8 protein-coding genes and 5 pseudogenes are annotated in these 15,023 nt (G+C 68.5%); 3 read left to right on the top strand and 10 right to left on the bottom strand.

Features of this window, described 5'->3' with window-relative positions; translation table 11 throughout:
* Positions 1-18: 18 nt before the first annotated feature.
* The 6 genes and pseudogenes from ACZ4WH_RS22255 to ACZ4WH_RS22230 all read right to left on the bottom strand — a co-directional run.
* Positions 19-1,653 (bottom strand): glycoside hydrolase family 27 protein, encoded by a 1,635-nt coding sequence (locus ACZ4WH_RS22255; protein WP_468182973.1) that lies wholly within the window; start codon positions 1,651-1,653, stop codon positions 19-21.
* A gap of 86 nt (positions 1,654-1,739) precedes the next feature.
* Positions 1,740-3,146 carry a lectin gene (locus ACZ4WH_RS22250; RefSeq protein WP_468183028.1) on the bottom strand — a complete coding sequence of 469 codons (1,407 nt, stop codon included), beginning with the start codon at positions 3,144-3,146 and terminating at the stop codon, positions 1,740-1,742.
* A gap of 323 nt (positions 3,147-3,469) precedes the next feature.
* A pseudogene (locus ACZ4WH_RS22245) lies at positions 3,470-4,936 on the bottom strand (glycoside hydrolase family 10 protein); the annotation flags it as partial.
* 35 nt (positions 4,937-4,971) lie between these two features.
* Positions 4,972-6,096 carry a ricin-type beta-trefoil lectin domain protein gene (locus ACZ4WH_RS22240; protein WP_468182971.1) on the bottom strand — a complete coding sequence of 375 codons (1,125 nt, stop codon included), beginning with the start codon at positions 6,094-6,096 and terminating at the stop codon, positions 4,972-4,974.
* 46 nt (positions 6,097-6,142) lie between these two features.
* Complete coding sequence (locus tag ACZ4WH_RS22235; protein ID WP_468182969.1) at positions 6,143-8,587, bottom strand: RICIN domain-containing protein; 2,445 nt, start codon at positions 8,585-8,587, stop codon at positions 6,143-6,145.
* Positions 8,588-8,661: 74 nt separating this feature from the next.
* Positions 8,662-8,748 (bottom strand): annotated as a pseudogene (locus tag ACZ4WH_RS22230) (RICIN domain-containing protein); the annotation flags it as partial.
* 1,267 nt (positions 8,749-10,015) lie between these two features.
* On the opposite strand from ACZ4WH_RS22230, the gene ACZ4WH_RS22225 reads away from it, so the two are divergent.
* A complete protein-coding gene (locus tag ACZ4WH_RS22225; protein ID WP_468182967.1) occupies positions 10,016-11,059 on the top strand; it encodes a LacI family DNA-binding transcriptional regulator in 1,044 nt (347 codons plus the stop codon).
* Positions 11,060-11,131: 72 nt separating this feature from the next.
* On the opposite strand, the pseudogene ACZ4WH_RS22220 reads toward ACZ4WH_RS22225, so the two are convergent.
* A pseudogene (locus ACZ4WH_RS22220) lies at positions 11,132-11,503 on the bottom strand (thioredoxin domain-containing protein).
* 174 nt (positions 11,504-11,677) lie between these two features.
* Here ACZ4WH_RS22220 and ACZ4WH_RS22215 point away from each other — a divergent pair.
* A pseudogene (locus tag ACZ4WH_RS22215) lies at positions 11,678-12,566 on the top strand (transposase); the annotation flags it as partial.
* 30 nt (positions 12,567-12,596) lie between these two features.
* Here ACZ4WH_RS22215 and ACZ4WH_RS22210 read toward each other — a convergent pair.
* Positions 12,597-12,878: a YcaO-like family protein gene (locus ACZ4WH_RS22210; protein ID WP_468183026.1), complete on the bottom strand. Its 282-nt coding sequence runs from the start codon at positions 12,876-12,878 to the stop codon at positions 12,597-12,599.
* On the opposite strand from ACZ4WH_RS22210, the gene ACZ4WH_RS22205 reads away from it, so the two are divergent.
* Positions 12,789-13,286: a hypothetical protein gene (locus tag ACZ4WH_RS22205; protein ID WP_468183034.1), complete on the top strand. Its 498-nt coding sequence runs from the start codon at positions 12,789-12,791 to the stop codon at positions 13,284-13,286. The genes ACZ4WH_RS22210 and ACZ4WH_RS22205 overlap by 90 nt on opposite strands.
* Before the next feature lie 123 nt (positions 13,287-13,409).
* Here the strand turns inward: ACZ4WH_RS22205 and ACZ4WH_RS22200 are convergent, their stop codons facing one another.
* Both ACZ4WH_RS22200 and ACZ4WH_RS22195 read right to left on the bottom strand, forming a co-directional pair.
* Positions 13,410-14,282 carry an IS110 family transposase gene (locus tag ACZ4WH_RS22200; RefSeq protein WP_468183024.1) on the bottom strand — a complete coding sequence of 291 codons (873 nt, stop codon included), beginning with the start codon at positions 14,280-14,282 and terminating at the stop codon, positions 13,410-13,412.
* A 35-nt stretch (positions 14,283-14,317) separates the two neighbouring features.
* Positions 14,318-14,998 (bottom strand): annotated as a pseudogene (locus ACZ4WH_RS22195) (helix-turn-helix domain-containing protein); the annotation flags it as partial.
* Positions 14,999-15,023 lie beyond the last annotated feature (25 nt).

Below are 15,023 nucleotides of genomic sequence, written 5' to 3'. Positions count from 1 at the left end.
GGGGGAGCGCGGGGGGCCTCATGCCAGCGTCCACTTCTGGTTGCTGCCGCCGTTGCAGGTCCACAGCTCGGCGAGGGTCCCGTCGGCGGTGGCCGCTCCCGTGACGTCCAGGCACAGGCCGGACTGGACGCCGGTGATCGTGCCGTTCGAATTCAGCGTCCACTGCTGGTTCCGTTGACCGTTGCAGGGCCAGGTCACCACCTTCGTTCCGGGCGCGGTCTGGTTGTTGTACGCGTCCAGGCACATCTGGCTGCTGCCGGAGTAGACGGTGAGCTGGTTGGAGGTGGAGTGCGTCCATCGCTGGTTGGTTCTGCCGGTGCAGCTCCAGATCTGCACCTGGGTGCCGGCGACCGTGCTCGAGTTCGGCACGTCCAGGCACTTGTCCGCGCCCACCGCGCGCAGCTCGCCCGTCACGTCGGTGCCGCCGCCGCTGGTGCCGCCCGCGACCCGGTACATCACCGTCCCGTGCGCCGGCACCGAGGCGCTGATCGTGCCCGAGGTGGTCGAGGTCGCTCCCGACCACAGGTCGGTCAGGGCGTAACTGGACGCCCCGGTCTTGCCGATCGCCGCCGCCGTGGTGGAGATGGTCGCGGTCGAGCCCGTCTCGTTGAACAGCACCACCGACACGTCCCCGCCCGCCAGCGGCTTGGCCAGCACGTCCAGGCCGCCCGCGGACGACACCAGGGTGCCCTGCTTCCCCAAGGGGTCCTGGTCGACCGCGATCACCCGGGAGTTGGTCAGCGTGGCCAGGGTGTCCGCACTGGCCTGGGGGATGTTGGTGCCGGCGATCAGCGGCGCGGCCATCTCCGCCCACAGGCTGAACTCGCTGCGGCTCTCGGTGGCCGTCATCGAGCCGTTGCCGACCTCCAGCATGTCCGGGTCGTTCCAGTGGCCGGGGCCGGCGTAGGAGGCGAGTCCCACATTGCTGTGGAAGATCGACAGCATGCTGGCGAAGTTCGCGCTGATGTCCCCGGTGGTACGCCAGCTGTTGCCCACGTTCGCGCCCCAGGTCCACACGTTGTCCTGGCCCCAGTTGCACAGGCTGTAGAGGATCGGCCGGTCGGTGGCCGCCAGGGCGTCCCGCATCGCGGTGTACCGGGACTGCGCGGACACCCCGTTGTTGTTGCAGTTGTCGTACTTCAAGTAGTCCACGCCCCAGGACGCGAACGTCTGCGCGTCCGTGGTCTCGTGCCCCAGGCTGCCCGGATACCCGGCGCAGGTCGCGGTGCCCGCGTCCTCGTAGATCCCCAGCTTCAGCCCCAGCGAGTGCACATAGTCCGCGGTGCCCTTGATGCCGTCGGGGAACTTGACCGGATCCGGCACCAGGCGGCCGGCGGAATCGCGGCTGTGGGTCATCCAGCAGTCGTCGATGTTGACGTACTCGTAGCCCGCCGCCTGCATGCCGTTCGTATGCATCGCCTGCGCGGTGGACTTGATCAGCGACTCGGAGACGTTGCAGCCGTACGCGTTCCAGTCGTTGAAGCCCATCTGCGGGGTCCGCGCAAGCCCGTTGTCCAGCGCGGCGGCGGGCTGCGCGGTGCCGGCTGAGACGACGGAGGCCGCCGCGATGAGCAGCGCGACCGAGGTGAGCGCCACCGCCCTGCGCAGGAGCGGTCGCGGGAGGAGGGACAGAAGTCGTCTAATAATGGCCATGTCAATGACTCTCCTGGGCGGGTCTCTCGTGGCCGTGCGTTGGGTGTGCTGGAGGAGACCGGCCTCCTCCAGCACGGAGGCGAACCTCAGCGGTACCCGGCCGCGGTGACGTTGGCCTGCACCGCGTTGTCCGTCACGTCGGAGGGGTAGCCGGCGACGATGGCCCCCTCGTAGAAGGTGCCGGCGCTCAGGTTGGCGCCGCCGCCGGGCTTGCAGCAGTCACCGCCGCTTCCCAGGACGATGGCACCCTGTTTCTTCATCGGGCTGTATCCGTTCGGCAGGCCGCCGTCCCACAAGGTGGTCAGGCTGCCGGACTGCGCGTTGGCGCCCTTGAGGGCGAATCTCGACGTCCCGTTGTTCTTCAGCATCGCGGTGACGAATTTGCCGGTGAACGCCCGCTGGTTGGCGTTCCAGGACTGGCTGCCTCCGGAGTACAGGCCCCATTCGAGATCGGCCTGCACCCAGGGGCCGCTGCCCGAGCAGCCGCCGAACCAGCACTGGGTGCTGAAGTTGATCGCGTCCATCGCCCCGGCGGCGTCAGCGCTCCTCGTCGTCTCGCTGTTGCCGTAGTCGAAGCAGCAGCCGCCGTTGACGTGGGTGCCGCTGGTCACCATGTACGCCCCTTCGGGCGCGCTGCCGGTCGGCACGCCCGTCAGGTGACCGTCCCGCCAGTAGCTGTTCCCGGGATTGACGTAGAGCGAGTACGCCTTGGTGCCCCCTGCGGTCAGCGACTCGGAGGTCGCCTTGGCGGGGCTGCTCTGGCTCGATCCCGGGACCTGGGCCGAACCCTGGTACCACAGGTCGTTGCCGTGTCCGGACTGGTCATAGACGACAGTGATCACACACGAGGTGCCCGCGCAGAACGCGTCCTGCGCCGCCGCGTCGGCGAAGCCGCCGACCGCAAGCACACCGATGTTCCTGGTCGCGTTGTCCGAGGAGCGCCTGACCTGGTACAGGTTGCCGTTGTACGAGCCCAGGAGCGCCCGCACCGTGCTGTGCGCGGCCACGCACGGCGTACCGCCCGCCGCGTAGATGTCGCACGGGCCCGATCCGTCGGGCGGCGGAGTCGACGGCGTGCTCCACTTCTGGTTGCTCTGGCCGTTGCAGGTCCACAGGATGACCGCGGTGCCGTTGGCCGTGCCCGCCCCGTTGACGTCCAGGCACAGGCCGGACTGGACGCCGGTGATGGAGCCGTCGGCGTTCTGCCGCCACTGCTGGTTCTGCTGCCCGTTGCAGGACCAGATGATCACCGCGGTTCCCGGAGCGGTCCGGTCGCCGTAGGCGTCCACGCACCGGGTGCCGCCCATCGTCCTCAGCTCACCCGCCGACGTGAACTCGAACGCCTGGTTCGCCCGACCGTTGCAGTCCCAGATGTCCAGCGCCGTGCCCGCCGTGTCGACACCGCCCTTGACATCGAGGCACCGCCCCGACACCGCACTCACCAGGGGTGCCGGCGCCGATGCCGGCCGCGCCGGCGCGATCGACAGCAGCATGGCCAGCAGCGCCGTCACGCAGACGGCGGCGGCCGTCGTCAAGCGGGAGCTCCGGAACGAAACCGATGAAGGCTGCATGGTGTTCCTCGGATATGTGGAGGGCGAGGGTGTGGGAGCGCTCCGATTTTGCGAAACGCGCTCAGACATCCCATGTTTCATAGTGATTCCACAAGGCACTTCGCCTGTCAACCCGCATATCACTCCCGGTCTGAACGCAATCCATCCCATGTCTCTCTCGGTCAGACCGCCGTGAGGGCATGCCGGAACCAGCGCCCGGCCAAAGCCGCCGCACCGGGCGCGGGAGTTCTCGCCGGATCACCTCACTTGAAGTTCCAGTGCTGGTTGGCGCCGCCGTTGGAGTCCCAGATCTGGACCGGTGTCCCGTTGGCCGTCAGGCCGCCGGGTGTCTCCAGCGCCCGTCCGGAAACGACGTTGGTCAACGTGTACGAGCCGTCGCCGTTCCGGCTCGCCCGCCAGTGCTGGTTCGTGCCGCCATTGGCGTCCCAGATCACCATCTGCGTGCCGTTGGCCGTCTGACCGCCCGGCTCGTCCAGAACCCGCCCACTGCCGACGTTCGTCAGCGTGTACGAGCCGTCGCTGTTCTGGCTCGCCCGCCACTGCTGGTTGGCAGCCGTGCCGTTGGCGTCCCGGACCTGCACGGACGTGCCGTTCCCGGTCTGTCCCGACGGCACGTCCAGCACCCGGCCCGCGGCGGCATTGCTCACCGAATACACCGTGCCCGAGACGATGCCGCCCCCCGTGTCCCCCCCGCCGCCCAGCGCGGACAGGACGGCGTCGTAGGCCGGCTTCTTGTTGCCGTTGCCGTCGAACAGCAGCGGGTTCTCCCCGGACCGCCACGAGTCGCTGTCCCTGATCCCCCACACGGTGATGCCGGTGCAGCGGGCGACGTTCATGCACGCCCGGACCGTGTTGCCGTAGGCGGTCGGAGACGCCTGGGCGATGTCGAGTTCGGTGATCTGGACGTCGACGCCGAGGGCGGCGAAGTTGGACAGCGTGGTCTGGAAGCTGGCGGGCGGGCCGCCGGAGCCGAAGTGGCTCTGCAGGCCGACGCAGTCGATGGGCACGCCGCGCGCCTTGAAGTCCTTGACCATCGCGTAGACGCCCTGCGTCTTGGCGTCGCTCCAGTTCTCGATGTTGTAGTCGTTGTAGCAGAGCTTGGCCGCGGGATCGACGGACCGGGCGGTGCGGAACGCCTCCTCGATGAAGCCGTTGCCGAGCACGTTCTGGAAGACCGAGCTGCGGTGCTGGGTGGAGCCGTCGGCGAAGGCCTCGTTGACCACGTCCCAGGCGTAGATCTTGCCCTTGTAGTGGTTCATCACGGTGGTGATGTGGTTGTTCATCACGCTGCGCAAGGTGCCCGCGTCGCCGATGGAGCTGACCCAGCCGGGTAACTGCCCGTGCCACACCAGGGTGTGGCCGCGCATCCGCTGACCGTGCGCGTTGGCGTGGCTGACGATCTGGTCGGCCGGGCCGAAGTTGAAGTTGCCGCGGGACGGTTCCGTGGTGTCCCACTTCATCTCGTTCTCCGGAGTGATCATGTTGAATTCCCGGTCGAGAATCGTGGAATACGTCGAGTCGCCGAGTCTCCCGGCGGCCACGGCGGCGCCGAAATAGCGGCCGCTGTCGGCCGCGGCCGCACCCAGCGTGCTGGAAGCGGCATGTGCCTCGAGGCTCGCCGGCCCGGCCAGGGCCAGTACCGTACCGGCGATCAATCCGACGACCGGGGCCAGGACCTTGCGGCGGCGGGGCTCTTCGTTGAGCCAGGACATGAGGAATCAATCTCCTTGTGGGTGGGGTCCGGGGGTTACGAGACCGGTAGCGCGGTCCACTGCTGGTTGGCGCCGCCGCTGCAGTCCCACAGGACCAGCTGCGTGCCGTCGGCGGTGGACGAGTTGGGATCGTCGAGGCAGCGGCCGGAGACCGGGTTGCGGTAGCCGCTGTTGTAGGCCTGCCATTGCTGGTTGGTGCCGCCGTTGCAGTCCCAGATCTCGATCTTGGTGCCGTTGGCGGTGCCGCGGCCGGTGGCGTCGAGGCACTTGCCGAGCGCCCGCAGGGTGCCGTCGGAGCGCGCGGACCACCGCTGCCCGGTGGAGCCGTTGCAGGTCCAGATCTGCGCGGCGGTACCGTTGGCGCTGCTGCCGCCGTTGACGTCCAGGCACTTCCCCGCGATGCCGGAGCGCACCTGCCCGCCGCCCACGGAGACCGGCGGCTGGATCCAGCCGGCGGCGTCCGCGGCCTGGACACCCGCGTCGAATGCCGCCGCCATCTTGCTGAAGCCGTTGTCGTTGGGGTGCAGCGAGTCGGACAGGTCCGCGGTGGTCAGGGCGCTCATGTCGACCAGGCGGACGTGCTTGCCGGCCGCCTGCTCGGCCTGGACGATGCCGGGCAGCTTGGCGTTGAACGCGGGCCGGTTGGCCTCCTCCGTACCGCTGGTGGAGATGATCACGGTGCCGACGAGGACGGTGGCGTCGGGTGCGGCGTTGGTGATCTGGTCGATCAGCGCACGCATCCGGTCGGCGGCGGTCGGGATCTGGTAGTTGCCGTTCAGATCGTTGGTGCCGATCTCCAGGGTGACGACATTCGGCCGGAAGCGGGCCAGCACGGAGTCCGCGATGCCGGCTATCTGGTCGATCCGCCAGCCGTTGTGGCCCTCGTTGTCCGGGTCGGACATGGTGCCGTTGCGGCCCGAGCCGACGAAGTCCTGGGTGTGCCCCTCGGCGGCCAGCCTGTTCCACAAAAAGCTCCGGTAGCTGTTCCCGGACGCGCTGCCGACGCCCCAGGTGATCGAGTCGCCCAACGGCATCAGCCGCAGGGTGGCGGGCGCGGCGGCGGACGCCGAGGTGCCGGTGGCGGCCGCCGCGGGCCATGCCGCGCCCATACCGAGCGCGGCCGACAGCACCGCGACCAAGGCTGCCAAGAGCTTCTTCATCTCTTTCCTCACTGGTGGGGGACAGCGGGCGTAGGGAACGGGCCGGTCAGCGCGGAGTGAAGTCCTGGTTGGAGCCGGCGGCGTTCTTGCACGGCCATTGGTCGAGTTGCTGGCCGGTGTTGCTGCCGCCGCCGTAGACGTCCAGGCACAAGCCGCTGTTCTGGTTCTGGAAGGAGTACGAGCCGTCGGACTGCTGCACCGGCAGCCACAGGCTGCCGGTCGCACCGTTCGCGGCCTGCTGCACGATGTCGGGCGTACCGGCGGTGGTGGCATCGCCGGACACCGCCACGACCAGCCCGGAGTTCTGCGCCTGCAGCCGGCCGTAGCCGCCTGAGGCCGGCACGAACTGGAACTGCTGGTTGGCCTGCCCGTTGCAGGACCACTGGTCGATCTTGGCGCCCGCGCTGCTGGAGTTGCCGTACACGTCCAGGCACAAGTTGTTGCTGCCGATCACCAGCCGGTGGTGGCCCGTGGGGAAGCCGCCGCCTGTGGACTGGACGCCGGCCTGCTGGATGACGTCCTTGGCGCCCTGCGGCCAGTTGGTGCCGCTGACCTGGACATTTCCGGTGAGGACGTTGTTGTGCGGCGGACCGGTGGCCACGTAGGTGTTGCCGCCGTTGTACCAGTTGCCGGAGAAGGTGCTGTCGTCCGTGTGGTTGTTCGCGTTGGCGTTGGTGAGCGCCCAGTTGCCCGCGTCCTGCACCACGTTGTGGGAGACCGTCAGATAGCGGGCGCCCTCGTCGAGGTACAGCGCGGTGGTCTGGTTGTTGTCGTACATGTAGTTGTCGGAGATCACCGCGCCGGGGTTCGCGGACAGGGCGTAGATGCTGCCGCCGTCGAACATCGCGTTCTTGGTGTCGTAGATCAGGTTGTGGGAGACGGTGGTGTTCTTCAGCGTCGTGGGGGTGCTGTAGACGGGCTGGTAGTTGTACGTGCCGCGGTTGACGTAGTCCTGGCTGCCGCCCGGGTCGTTGACTCCCCAGCCCCAGCCGATGTCGATCCCGTCGTACGGGAGGTGGTCCACCTGGTTGTGGGTGATCGTCGCGTTCGTGACGTAGGTGGACAGGATCCCGGCGGTCTCCTTGTAGTCGGTGCCCACCCCGCTGACCTTGTTGTTGCTGATGGTGATGTTCTGGTTGGTCATCCGCGCATCGCTGGGGTGGTGAGCGTCCGGCCGGATCCCACCGACCTGGATGCCGCTCCCCGCGAGGTCGGTGAACGTGTTGCCGGTGACGGTGACGCCGCTGGCGCCGAGTCCGGTGCCGGAGGCCGTGGCGACGCCGTCGTTGCCCACGCCGATACCGGCCTGCCCGAGTTCGGAGAAGGTGTTGCCGGAGAACGTGATGCCGCTGGCGGCGGAGACCTGGACGGCCGCGGGCATCTGCGCCCAGTGGTTGCGGGTGGCCTCGAACTGCGTGCACCCCGACTTGCAGCTGGTCAGCCAGTTCGCGGGCATCGGGTACACGCCGGTGATGTGCGCGCCGCTCTGCTGGTCCGCGTAGCCGTCGGAGCCGCTCGGGCCGAGCCAGGAGGTACCGGTGAAGTGGATGCCGCTGAAGCGGAGATTGGCCGCCGGCGAGCTATAGCTCCCGCTGACGCCGAGGAGGCTCTGCAGCCGGGGCAGTTCGACGTCGAGGCTGTTCGGGTTCTGCCCCGACGGGGCCCGGTAGTACAGGTCGCCGGTGGACGCGTTGAGGTACCACTGCCCGGCCTGCTTCAGGAACGCGTAGTTGTTCTCCAGGTACATCGTCCCGCCGGCGAACGGCGCGTTGATGGTGTCGTAGCCCCAGGAGTTGTTGTTCCACGCGGGCTGCTGCATCGTGATGGTCCGGCCGCTGATCGACTGGACCGGCGCGTAGCGGTCGGTGAAGGAGTCGACGCTCTCGACTTCCATATGGCTCTGGTCCGAGAGGCCGGACAGGTAGTCGAGTGAGGAGTCGGTGAAGGTGAGGCCGGTCTGGGTGAAGGTGAAGGCGGAGCGGGACACCTGGATCGCCGCCCGAGGTGCCTCCTTGCCGTTCACGTACAACTGGCGCGTGTTCACGCCGGTGCCGACGTGCACCGACCAGATGTTGTTCGTCTGATCCTGTACCTGCCAGCCGGTGACCTGCTGGGCGCCGGTCACGACCGGCTGCTGCCCGGAGGTGGCCTGGTAGGTGATGGTGTGGCCGTTCTGGCCCCCGTCTCCGGCTCCGAAGGCCAGCGGCTTGGACAGCCGATAGGTGCCGCCGGCCAGGTAGACCACGACGTCCGCGTCGGCCGAGAGCTGGTGCGCGAACTGCTGCGCCTGCTCGATGGTCGCGAACGGCTGCTGGGCGCTGCCGTTGCCACCGGGAGCCGCACCCGGCGCCACGTACAGGGCGGCGGTGGCCGCCTGGTCTGCGGCCGGGGCGGCGCTCGCGGTCCCGACCGTGGCCACGCTGCCGGCCAGCAAGGCGAGCAGCGCCGCGGGGGTGGCCCAGCGAGCCCGGAACGGTACTGGTCTGGACATGTCATCCTTCGGGTGGCATCGGGGCCGTGTGGCGCCCCAGTGGCGAAGCCACCAGGGGCCGGAGCGGGGTCAGGTCAGCCGAGGTTCCACTGCTGGTTGGAGCCGCCGTTGCAGGTCCAGAGTTCGGCCAGGGCGCCGTTGGCGGTGGAGGCGCCGGTGACATGCCGTCTCCGCCGTGGCCGTGGCACCGGCCAGCGCGCCGACGACGAGCACGGCCGCGGCCCCCGCCCGGGCGAACGTTCTCGGCAGGGAGCGGCGGGAGCGCTCCCATTGTTGTACAAGTGCCTGATCCGGCACATTTTCCGGCCTGCCGCGGCGCCGTAGCGCCGCGAGCAGCCGTTGGACGCCACCGCGCCCGGACAGCAGGTGGCGTCTCGTACGTGTGGTTCCCATCTGATCTCCCTACTGTGCCGGCGTAACCCAGTCCGGGTTTTGTAGGTGGCGCTGACATATGCGGATGCGCTTGCACATCCGTTCGTGCAGTGAGATTGCAGAGAGGTTTCGGGGGGAGACGGTGCTCCCGACTCCGCAGGGCTGTCAAGGGTGCGGAGCCTTCTTCCGCGACTCTTGTCGCGGAATCGATTCGATGGCCGATTCCTGCGGATCGACCATCGACCGGCGCGCTTGAGCAAGTTCGGCGAGGCGGCGGGCAAGTGGTGGTGCGCCTCCCGCCCGCGCGGCGCGGCGGATCGCGTGGGTTCGCCCGACGGCCGGGCCCGGATCACCCTGGCGACCCACCACCACGGCACTGAACAGGGACGCAGCCACCGAACCCCGGGTGATGAGGGGCCGGTGCGATGGCACGGGCCGAAGCGGCGGGCCTCGGCCCGTGCGTCGGAGCCGCCCTGGTCTTGTGGCACGCCATTGACCCCACCCTCCGCCGGTCGTAGCTTCCCGTCGAAGCGCTTGCATGGAATCGATTCGCTACGTATTCGCTACCTGCCCTCCCGCAACGCGTGAGACGCGGAACGCGTGTCTGTGCCCGGCAGCCCGACGCAGTTCCCCGCGTACTCATGACACTCGGGCACTCTTTGGCCGCCCTGGCCCACGGCGCGCAGGCCATCTGCCTGGCACCAGGGCGCTCGTCCGGCACCACCCATGACGAGTCCCTCGGGGGTGGCTGCGCCGCCGTATGCACGGCCCGCCGCCGCGGACTCATCACCCTTGCGCCGCACGTCCACAGCCCCGAAGCCGAGGAAGACGCGATGAGACGAGACCCGGCCGCTTGGCCACGGCCGCCATGACTCCATCGACAACGGCGATCATGCTGACGGCACCGACACGAGGCGAGGCGGGCACCTCGCCGGCAGCTGGATCGGTGACGGACTCCGCGACGGCTCCGCCCCTCCCCGCCACTCCATGCCCCGTCGGCGAACCGATTAGCGCGAGGTATCCTGCCGGCCGGCCGGCAGGTTCTTGGGGAGTCGCATGAACATAGGGGAGATCGCCCGGCGCGCCGGCGTGTCACGTAGCACTGTGTCGTATGCGCTCAGCGGCAAGCGGCACGTCGCGCCCAGCACCCGCAGACGGATCCAAGACGTCATCGACGAATTGGGATATCGCCCCAACGCGGCGGCGAGGGCTCTCAAGGAGGGCCGGACCCGGACGATCGGTCTCGTTATCCCACCGGCCGGCAACCGGCTCACGCACATGCAGCTGGACTTCGTCGCCAGCGTGGTCGACGCCGCCGCCCGGGTGGACCTGGACGTGCTGCTGTCCTCCTCCGGCGGGGATCACGACCGTTCCTTCGAGCGCCTGGTCTCGGAGTACCGGGTGGACGGCGTGATTCTGATGGAGATCCGCCTGGAGGACCCTCGCGTGGGCCGCCTGCAGAAGGCAGGGCTGCCCTTCGTCGGTATCGGGCACACAGCCGGCGACCAGCAGATGTCCTGGATCGACGTCGATTACGCCGGCTTGATCCAGCACTGCGTGCGGCACCTCGCCGATCTGGGGCACCGCCGGGTGGCTCTGGTCACCCGTTCCCCGGAACTCATCGCGGCCGGCTACGGCCCCGCGCGCAGGGCCAGGGAGGGCTTCGAGACGGCTCTGACCGAACGCGGTCTCGACGGCATCGAAGTGTCTTGCGGGGACGATGCCCGCTCCGGCCAGGAATGCGTCGAGGCGCTCCTGCGCAGCCATCCGGACCTCACCGCGATCACCACCATCAACGAGGCCGCCCTGCCCGGCATCCAGCGTGCGCTGGCGGACACAGGCCTCGAAGTGCCGTACGACTTCTCCATCACCGGAGTGGCGGCCAGGACATGGGCCGAGGACTTCCATCCGCCGCTCACGGCGGCGGACGTACCGGCCCAGGAGATGGGCGAGAAGGCCGTTTCCCTGCTGGTGGAACGTATCGCCTCGCCGGACACTCCGCCTCGGCACATCCTGTTGACGCCCCCGATCTCACTGCGCTCCAGCACAGCCGCGGCACCCACCGCCCGGCCGTCGCGAGTCGATCGCGCGGCGCACTGACGCACTGAGCTTGTCTTTTAACCTCCGTGCGCTTGGGTGTGCAGGCGCGCCTCCGTAGGGTGCGGTGTTTGATCACGCGGAAGGGGAGAGCTGTTCGCGCACCCATTCGGGATCGAGGTTGGTGTGTGGCTGGCCCGCCACGACGACGGTCTGCACGATCTCGTTGCCGTCGTTGGCTGCTCTCACCGCTGCGGCTCCTGCCGGGTCGCGCCAGATGTTGACCCAGTGCTAGTGGCGGGCGCTGCTGCCCAGCCAGATGCGCAGTCGTATGCAGTACTTGCAGCCCGGCCGCCAGAAGACGACGGGTTGGCTGTCGACCGCGCTGCGGCGTTGTGCCTCCTGTGCACCTATCGACCTCGGGAAGATCAGGGGTGAGTTCACGCTGGCGAGCGCCAGGAATGCCAGCAGGAGTGCTGCGGCTGTGCCGGAGCTCCCCTTGAACATCTACCCAGTCGCGACGGCTGAGCCGCTGCGCACAAGCGGCATCGGCAGGATCCAAGCGCGCATCATGGTGATGCAGGCTATCGATGAGTCGAAATGCTCCTCGAACTAGGCCGCTCACCTGGTGTTCTCCGGACGCTGAGGCGGCCTTCGTCTGATCATGTGCTCCGACCAAGGATGCACGTGACCACGACGAAGGCCGTGAAGGTGAGTCCGCCGGGGGAAGCGTTCGCGAAAGCGTCATGCTTCCGAGAGGACGTATTCGACTGCCTGACCGCGCGCGGGGACGAACTGTTCGACCTCACCGACGCGTTGCTGTGCGCGGACGGACCGGTGACGGCCCCGGTGGACCTGACGTTGGCGGCTGAGCACCGGCGCGGGCACGGCGCGATGTACGACGCACTGAACAGCGGAAACATGGACGTGCCCCGGCTGCGGCGGGTTCTGACGGGCCTGCCCATGCCGCAGGCCGCCGACGGCCGCATGGTCCTCGCCGTCGACGTCAGCAACTGGCTCCGCCCCGACGCCCCGACCAGCGCGGACCACTTGTTCTGCCACGTCTACGGCCGCAGCGGACGGTCCTCGGACCAGTTCATTCCCGGCTGGCCGTACTCGTTCGTCGCCGCCCTGGAATCGGGCCGGACGTCCTGGTGCCAGTTCCTGGACGCCGTGCGTCTCGGGCCGGGCAATGACGTCGCCGAGGTCACCGCCGCACAGGTCCGCCGGGTGATCGTCGACCTGATCGAGATGGGCCGCTGGCACTTCGGCGACCGCGACATCCTCATCGTCTTCGACGCCGGCTACGGCGCCCCGCGCATGGCCCACCTCCTCGACAGCCTCCCGGTCGAGGTGTTGGGGCGGATGCACTCCGACCGCGTCATGCGACGGCCGACGCCCTCGCTCAAGTAGTACGCCCTGTCCTACCCCCAAGGCGGGCGACCGCCGAGGCGCGGCAAGGAGTTCCGCTTCGCCAAGCCGGAGACCCGGGGCGAGCCGGACGCGGCGACGGCCCAGGTCACCGACCGGTACGGCACCGCCCGCGCGATGGCCTGGGACCGGTCCCACAAACACATACGCCGGCACTTTCTCTCCTGCCTCAGGGGAACGATAGTTCCGGGACGATCACTTTCATCACCGGGATCCCCATGTCCGCTCTCGTCAGATCCATGAGCGCAATCTGTCCTATTCCTTCCTCGAGCAGAGCATCGAACAACTCGGCGGCATCGTCTTCGAACGAGGCGTGAGAATAAGTGGGGACATCCCGGAAGTCGCGCATCCCCTGCGCCTGGTGGAGGTCAACGCGCTGACGCGCGAGGTGTTCGACTGCGAGCCGTGGCTGTTCACTGCGGTGGAGTCCCGCCGGAGCGTGCGTATGGATGCCACGCTGGCCGCGTTCCAGGACCCGGGCCGGCGCTTCACGCACTGGCCCGAGCGCCACAGCGGTGTAGGCCGTCCGTTCCCAAAGGGTGTCTCACGACCCCATGACGTCCGGCGTCTGCGGAAGACCGCGAAGACGACCCGGGTGGTCGCGCTCGGCGGCACCTTGACCGACCTGGCCGGCGACGATCACAGTGTCCGCGTCTTCCAGCATCACTACGCTCACGGCACCACCGCACACGTACTGGCGGGGGCCGCGATGAACCGCGCCCAGTCCAAGGTCTTCGCCAAGGTCACCGGAAAGGCGACCTTGGTGCGGCCCGAGGATGAAGCACGCCTCGGCGAACTCGAGGTCGCCTCCGCGCTCGGTGTCACGCCGGAACAGGGGCGCCGAACTGCGCGACGGTGAGCTCGACATGGGCGTGAGCAACTGCAAGGACCCGCACAACTCTCCCCACTCGGTGCCCGGAAAGCTCTGCCACGTCGCTCCGGCGATGTACATGATCTGCGATAACGCCGTCGTCTTCGTCTCTCAGCTGCCCCAGCAGCTGCTGCTCTTCGAACACATCCAGCACATGCGTGACGTGCTGCCGCCGAAGACCTGGCACAGCGTGTGGGCACGGCAGGAGGCCGCGCTGAAGGACGCCTGATGCCGGTGTCCGCCGCCACTGAGACGAAACTCCGCGAGGCCATGGCCCGTCTGTCGGCCGGTGAGCCACTGCACACCGACGGCGCGCTGATCAAGGAGAAACAGAGCGGCGAAGGACGCCTCGGTGTTCAGCCGCTCAAGGTTGTCTCCCATGGTGATCGGGAGAGTGACGGCGCCGTCCGGGCCGATACCCACCGGGATGGGCAGTTGCGGGGCGTGGTGTTCGACGAGCCGGGTCAGACGCCGGTTCAGCTCATCGATCTGTGCGGTGAGCTGCTCGATGCGCTGGGCCAGCAGGCTCAGGGTGACGCGGGTGGCCTGGGCCACGGCGTCCTCCTCGCACCCGCTGTGTTCGCCATCGAGCGGGTTGAGGCGCGCGCAGGTGCGTAACAGTTCGCGGTTGCCCAGGCTGGACAGCCGCTCCCGCAGGGGCGGGTCCGCTATGACCAGGACGGCCTTGAGCTGGTTGATCGCCTGGGTGCGGGCCTTGACCGCGGAGTCTTTGGCGAGTTTGAACATCCGGGCGCTCTGCACCGGACCGTCCCCGGCCTTTGCCCGGGCCCGAGCGCGACCGCTGAGCACGGCCCGCGCGGCAGCCTGCGCATCGAGCGGGTCCGACTTCCCCAGCAGCCGGCGGGCCGAGCGGTCGGGCCGGTTCACCTCGTACAACTGGACGCGCTGAGCCAGCAGGTAGCGGGACAGGCCCGCTCCGAAGGTACCGGTGCCCTCCACACCGGCCCGGCGCACCCTCCCCAGCTTGCGGGCCCAGACGAGCAGCCGACCGTAGCCGGCCGCCGTGGCCGCGGCTTGATGTAGGTGTGGGCAAAGCTCTTGTCCAGTACGTGCCAGTGGAACGCCGACTGGAACTCGGCGCCGTTGTCCGTCTGAAGGACCTCGGCCTGGAACGGCAGCCGCAGGACGACGTAGTCGAGGAACTGGATGGCCGTGAACTGGAAGTATTTGTTGCGCCCGCCGCGGCGCCCTTGTGGCATCGAGGTGAGCGGCTCGATGAACTTCACGTCGATCTGCACGCGGTGGTCGGGCAGTTGCTTCTCGTACCGCTTCCATCGGCGGTCGTGGCGCTTGTAGCGCGGAAAGGCCGGCAGGCGGCCCATGCCGAGGCGGTTGAGTATGCGCCAGACGCCGGACTTGCTGATGGTGACGTCGTGGTATCGCTTGAGGTACATGGCGATCTTCTCGGGCCCGAAGTGGTAGTTCTGCCGCAGGTAGATGATCTTCCCGACCACCTCGACATGCGTCGTGTTCGGGCACTTCTTGGGCGCTTTGGAGCGGGTGCGCAGGTCTTCGACGCCCTCGGCCTGGTAGCGGCGGTACCAGGTGTAGTACGCCTGCCGCGAGATGCCGAAATACCGGCAGGACATCACGCCGTTTCCGCTGACCTCTTCGACGTGGCGTATGAGGGCCAGGCGCGGACTTCGGCGGCCGGCGTAGTGCAGTCCCGGATGTGACATGCCGCTGCCGAAGACTTCGACGTTG

This window comes from Streptomyces sp. NPDC029138 (assembly GCF_055564375.1).
Note: the sequence above shows the minus strand (reverse complement) of the source record. Positions and strands in the feature narration are given on the sequence as shown.

Bases quoted from the DNA above. Each gene is read 5' to 3' on its own strand.
- ACZ4WH_RS22240 (WP_468182971.1), bottom strand. From the start codon at position 6,096: ATGAAGAAGCTCTTGGCAGCCTTGGTCGCGGTGCTGTCGGCCGCGCTC.
- ACZ4WH_RS22235 (WP_468182969.1), bottom strand. From the start codon at position 8,587: ATGTCCAGACCAGTACCGTTCCGGGCTCGCTGGGCCACCCCCGCGGCG.
- ACZ4WH_RS22225 (WP_468182967.1), top strand. From the start codon at position 10,016: ATGAACATAGGGGAGATCGCCCGGCGCGCCGGCGTGTCACGTAGCACT.
- ACZ4WH_RS22250 (WP_468183028.1), bottom strand. From the start codon at position 3,146: ATGCTGCTGTCGATCGCGCCGGCGCGGCCGGCATCGGCGCCGGCACCC.
- ACZ4WH_RS22255 (WP_468182973.1), bottom strand. From the start codon at position 1,653: ATGGCCATTATTAGACGACTTCTGTCCCTCCTCCCGCGACCGCTCCTG.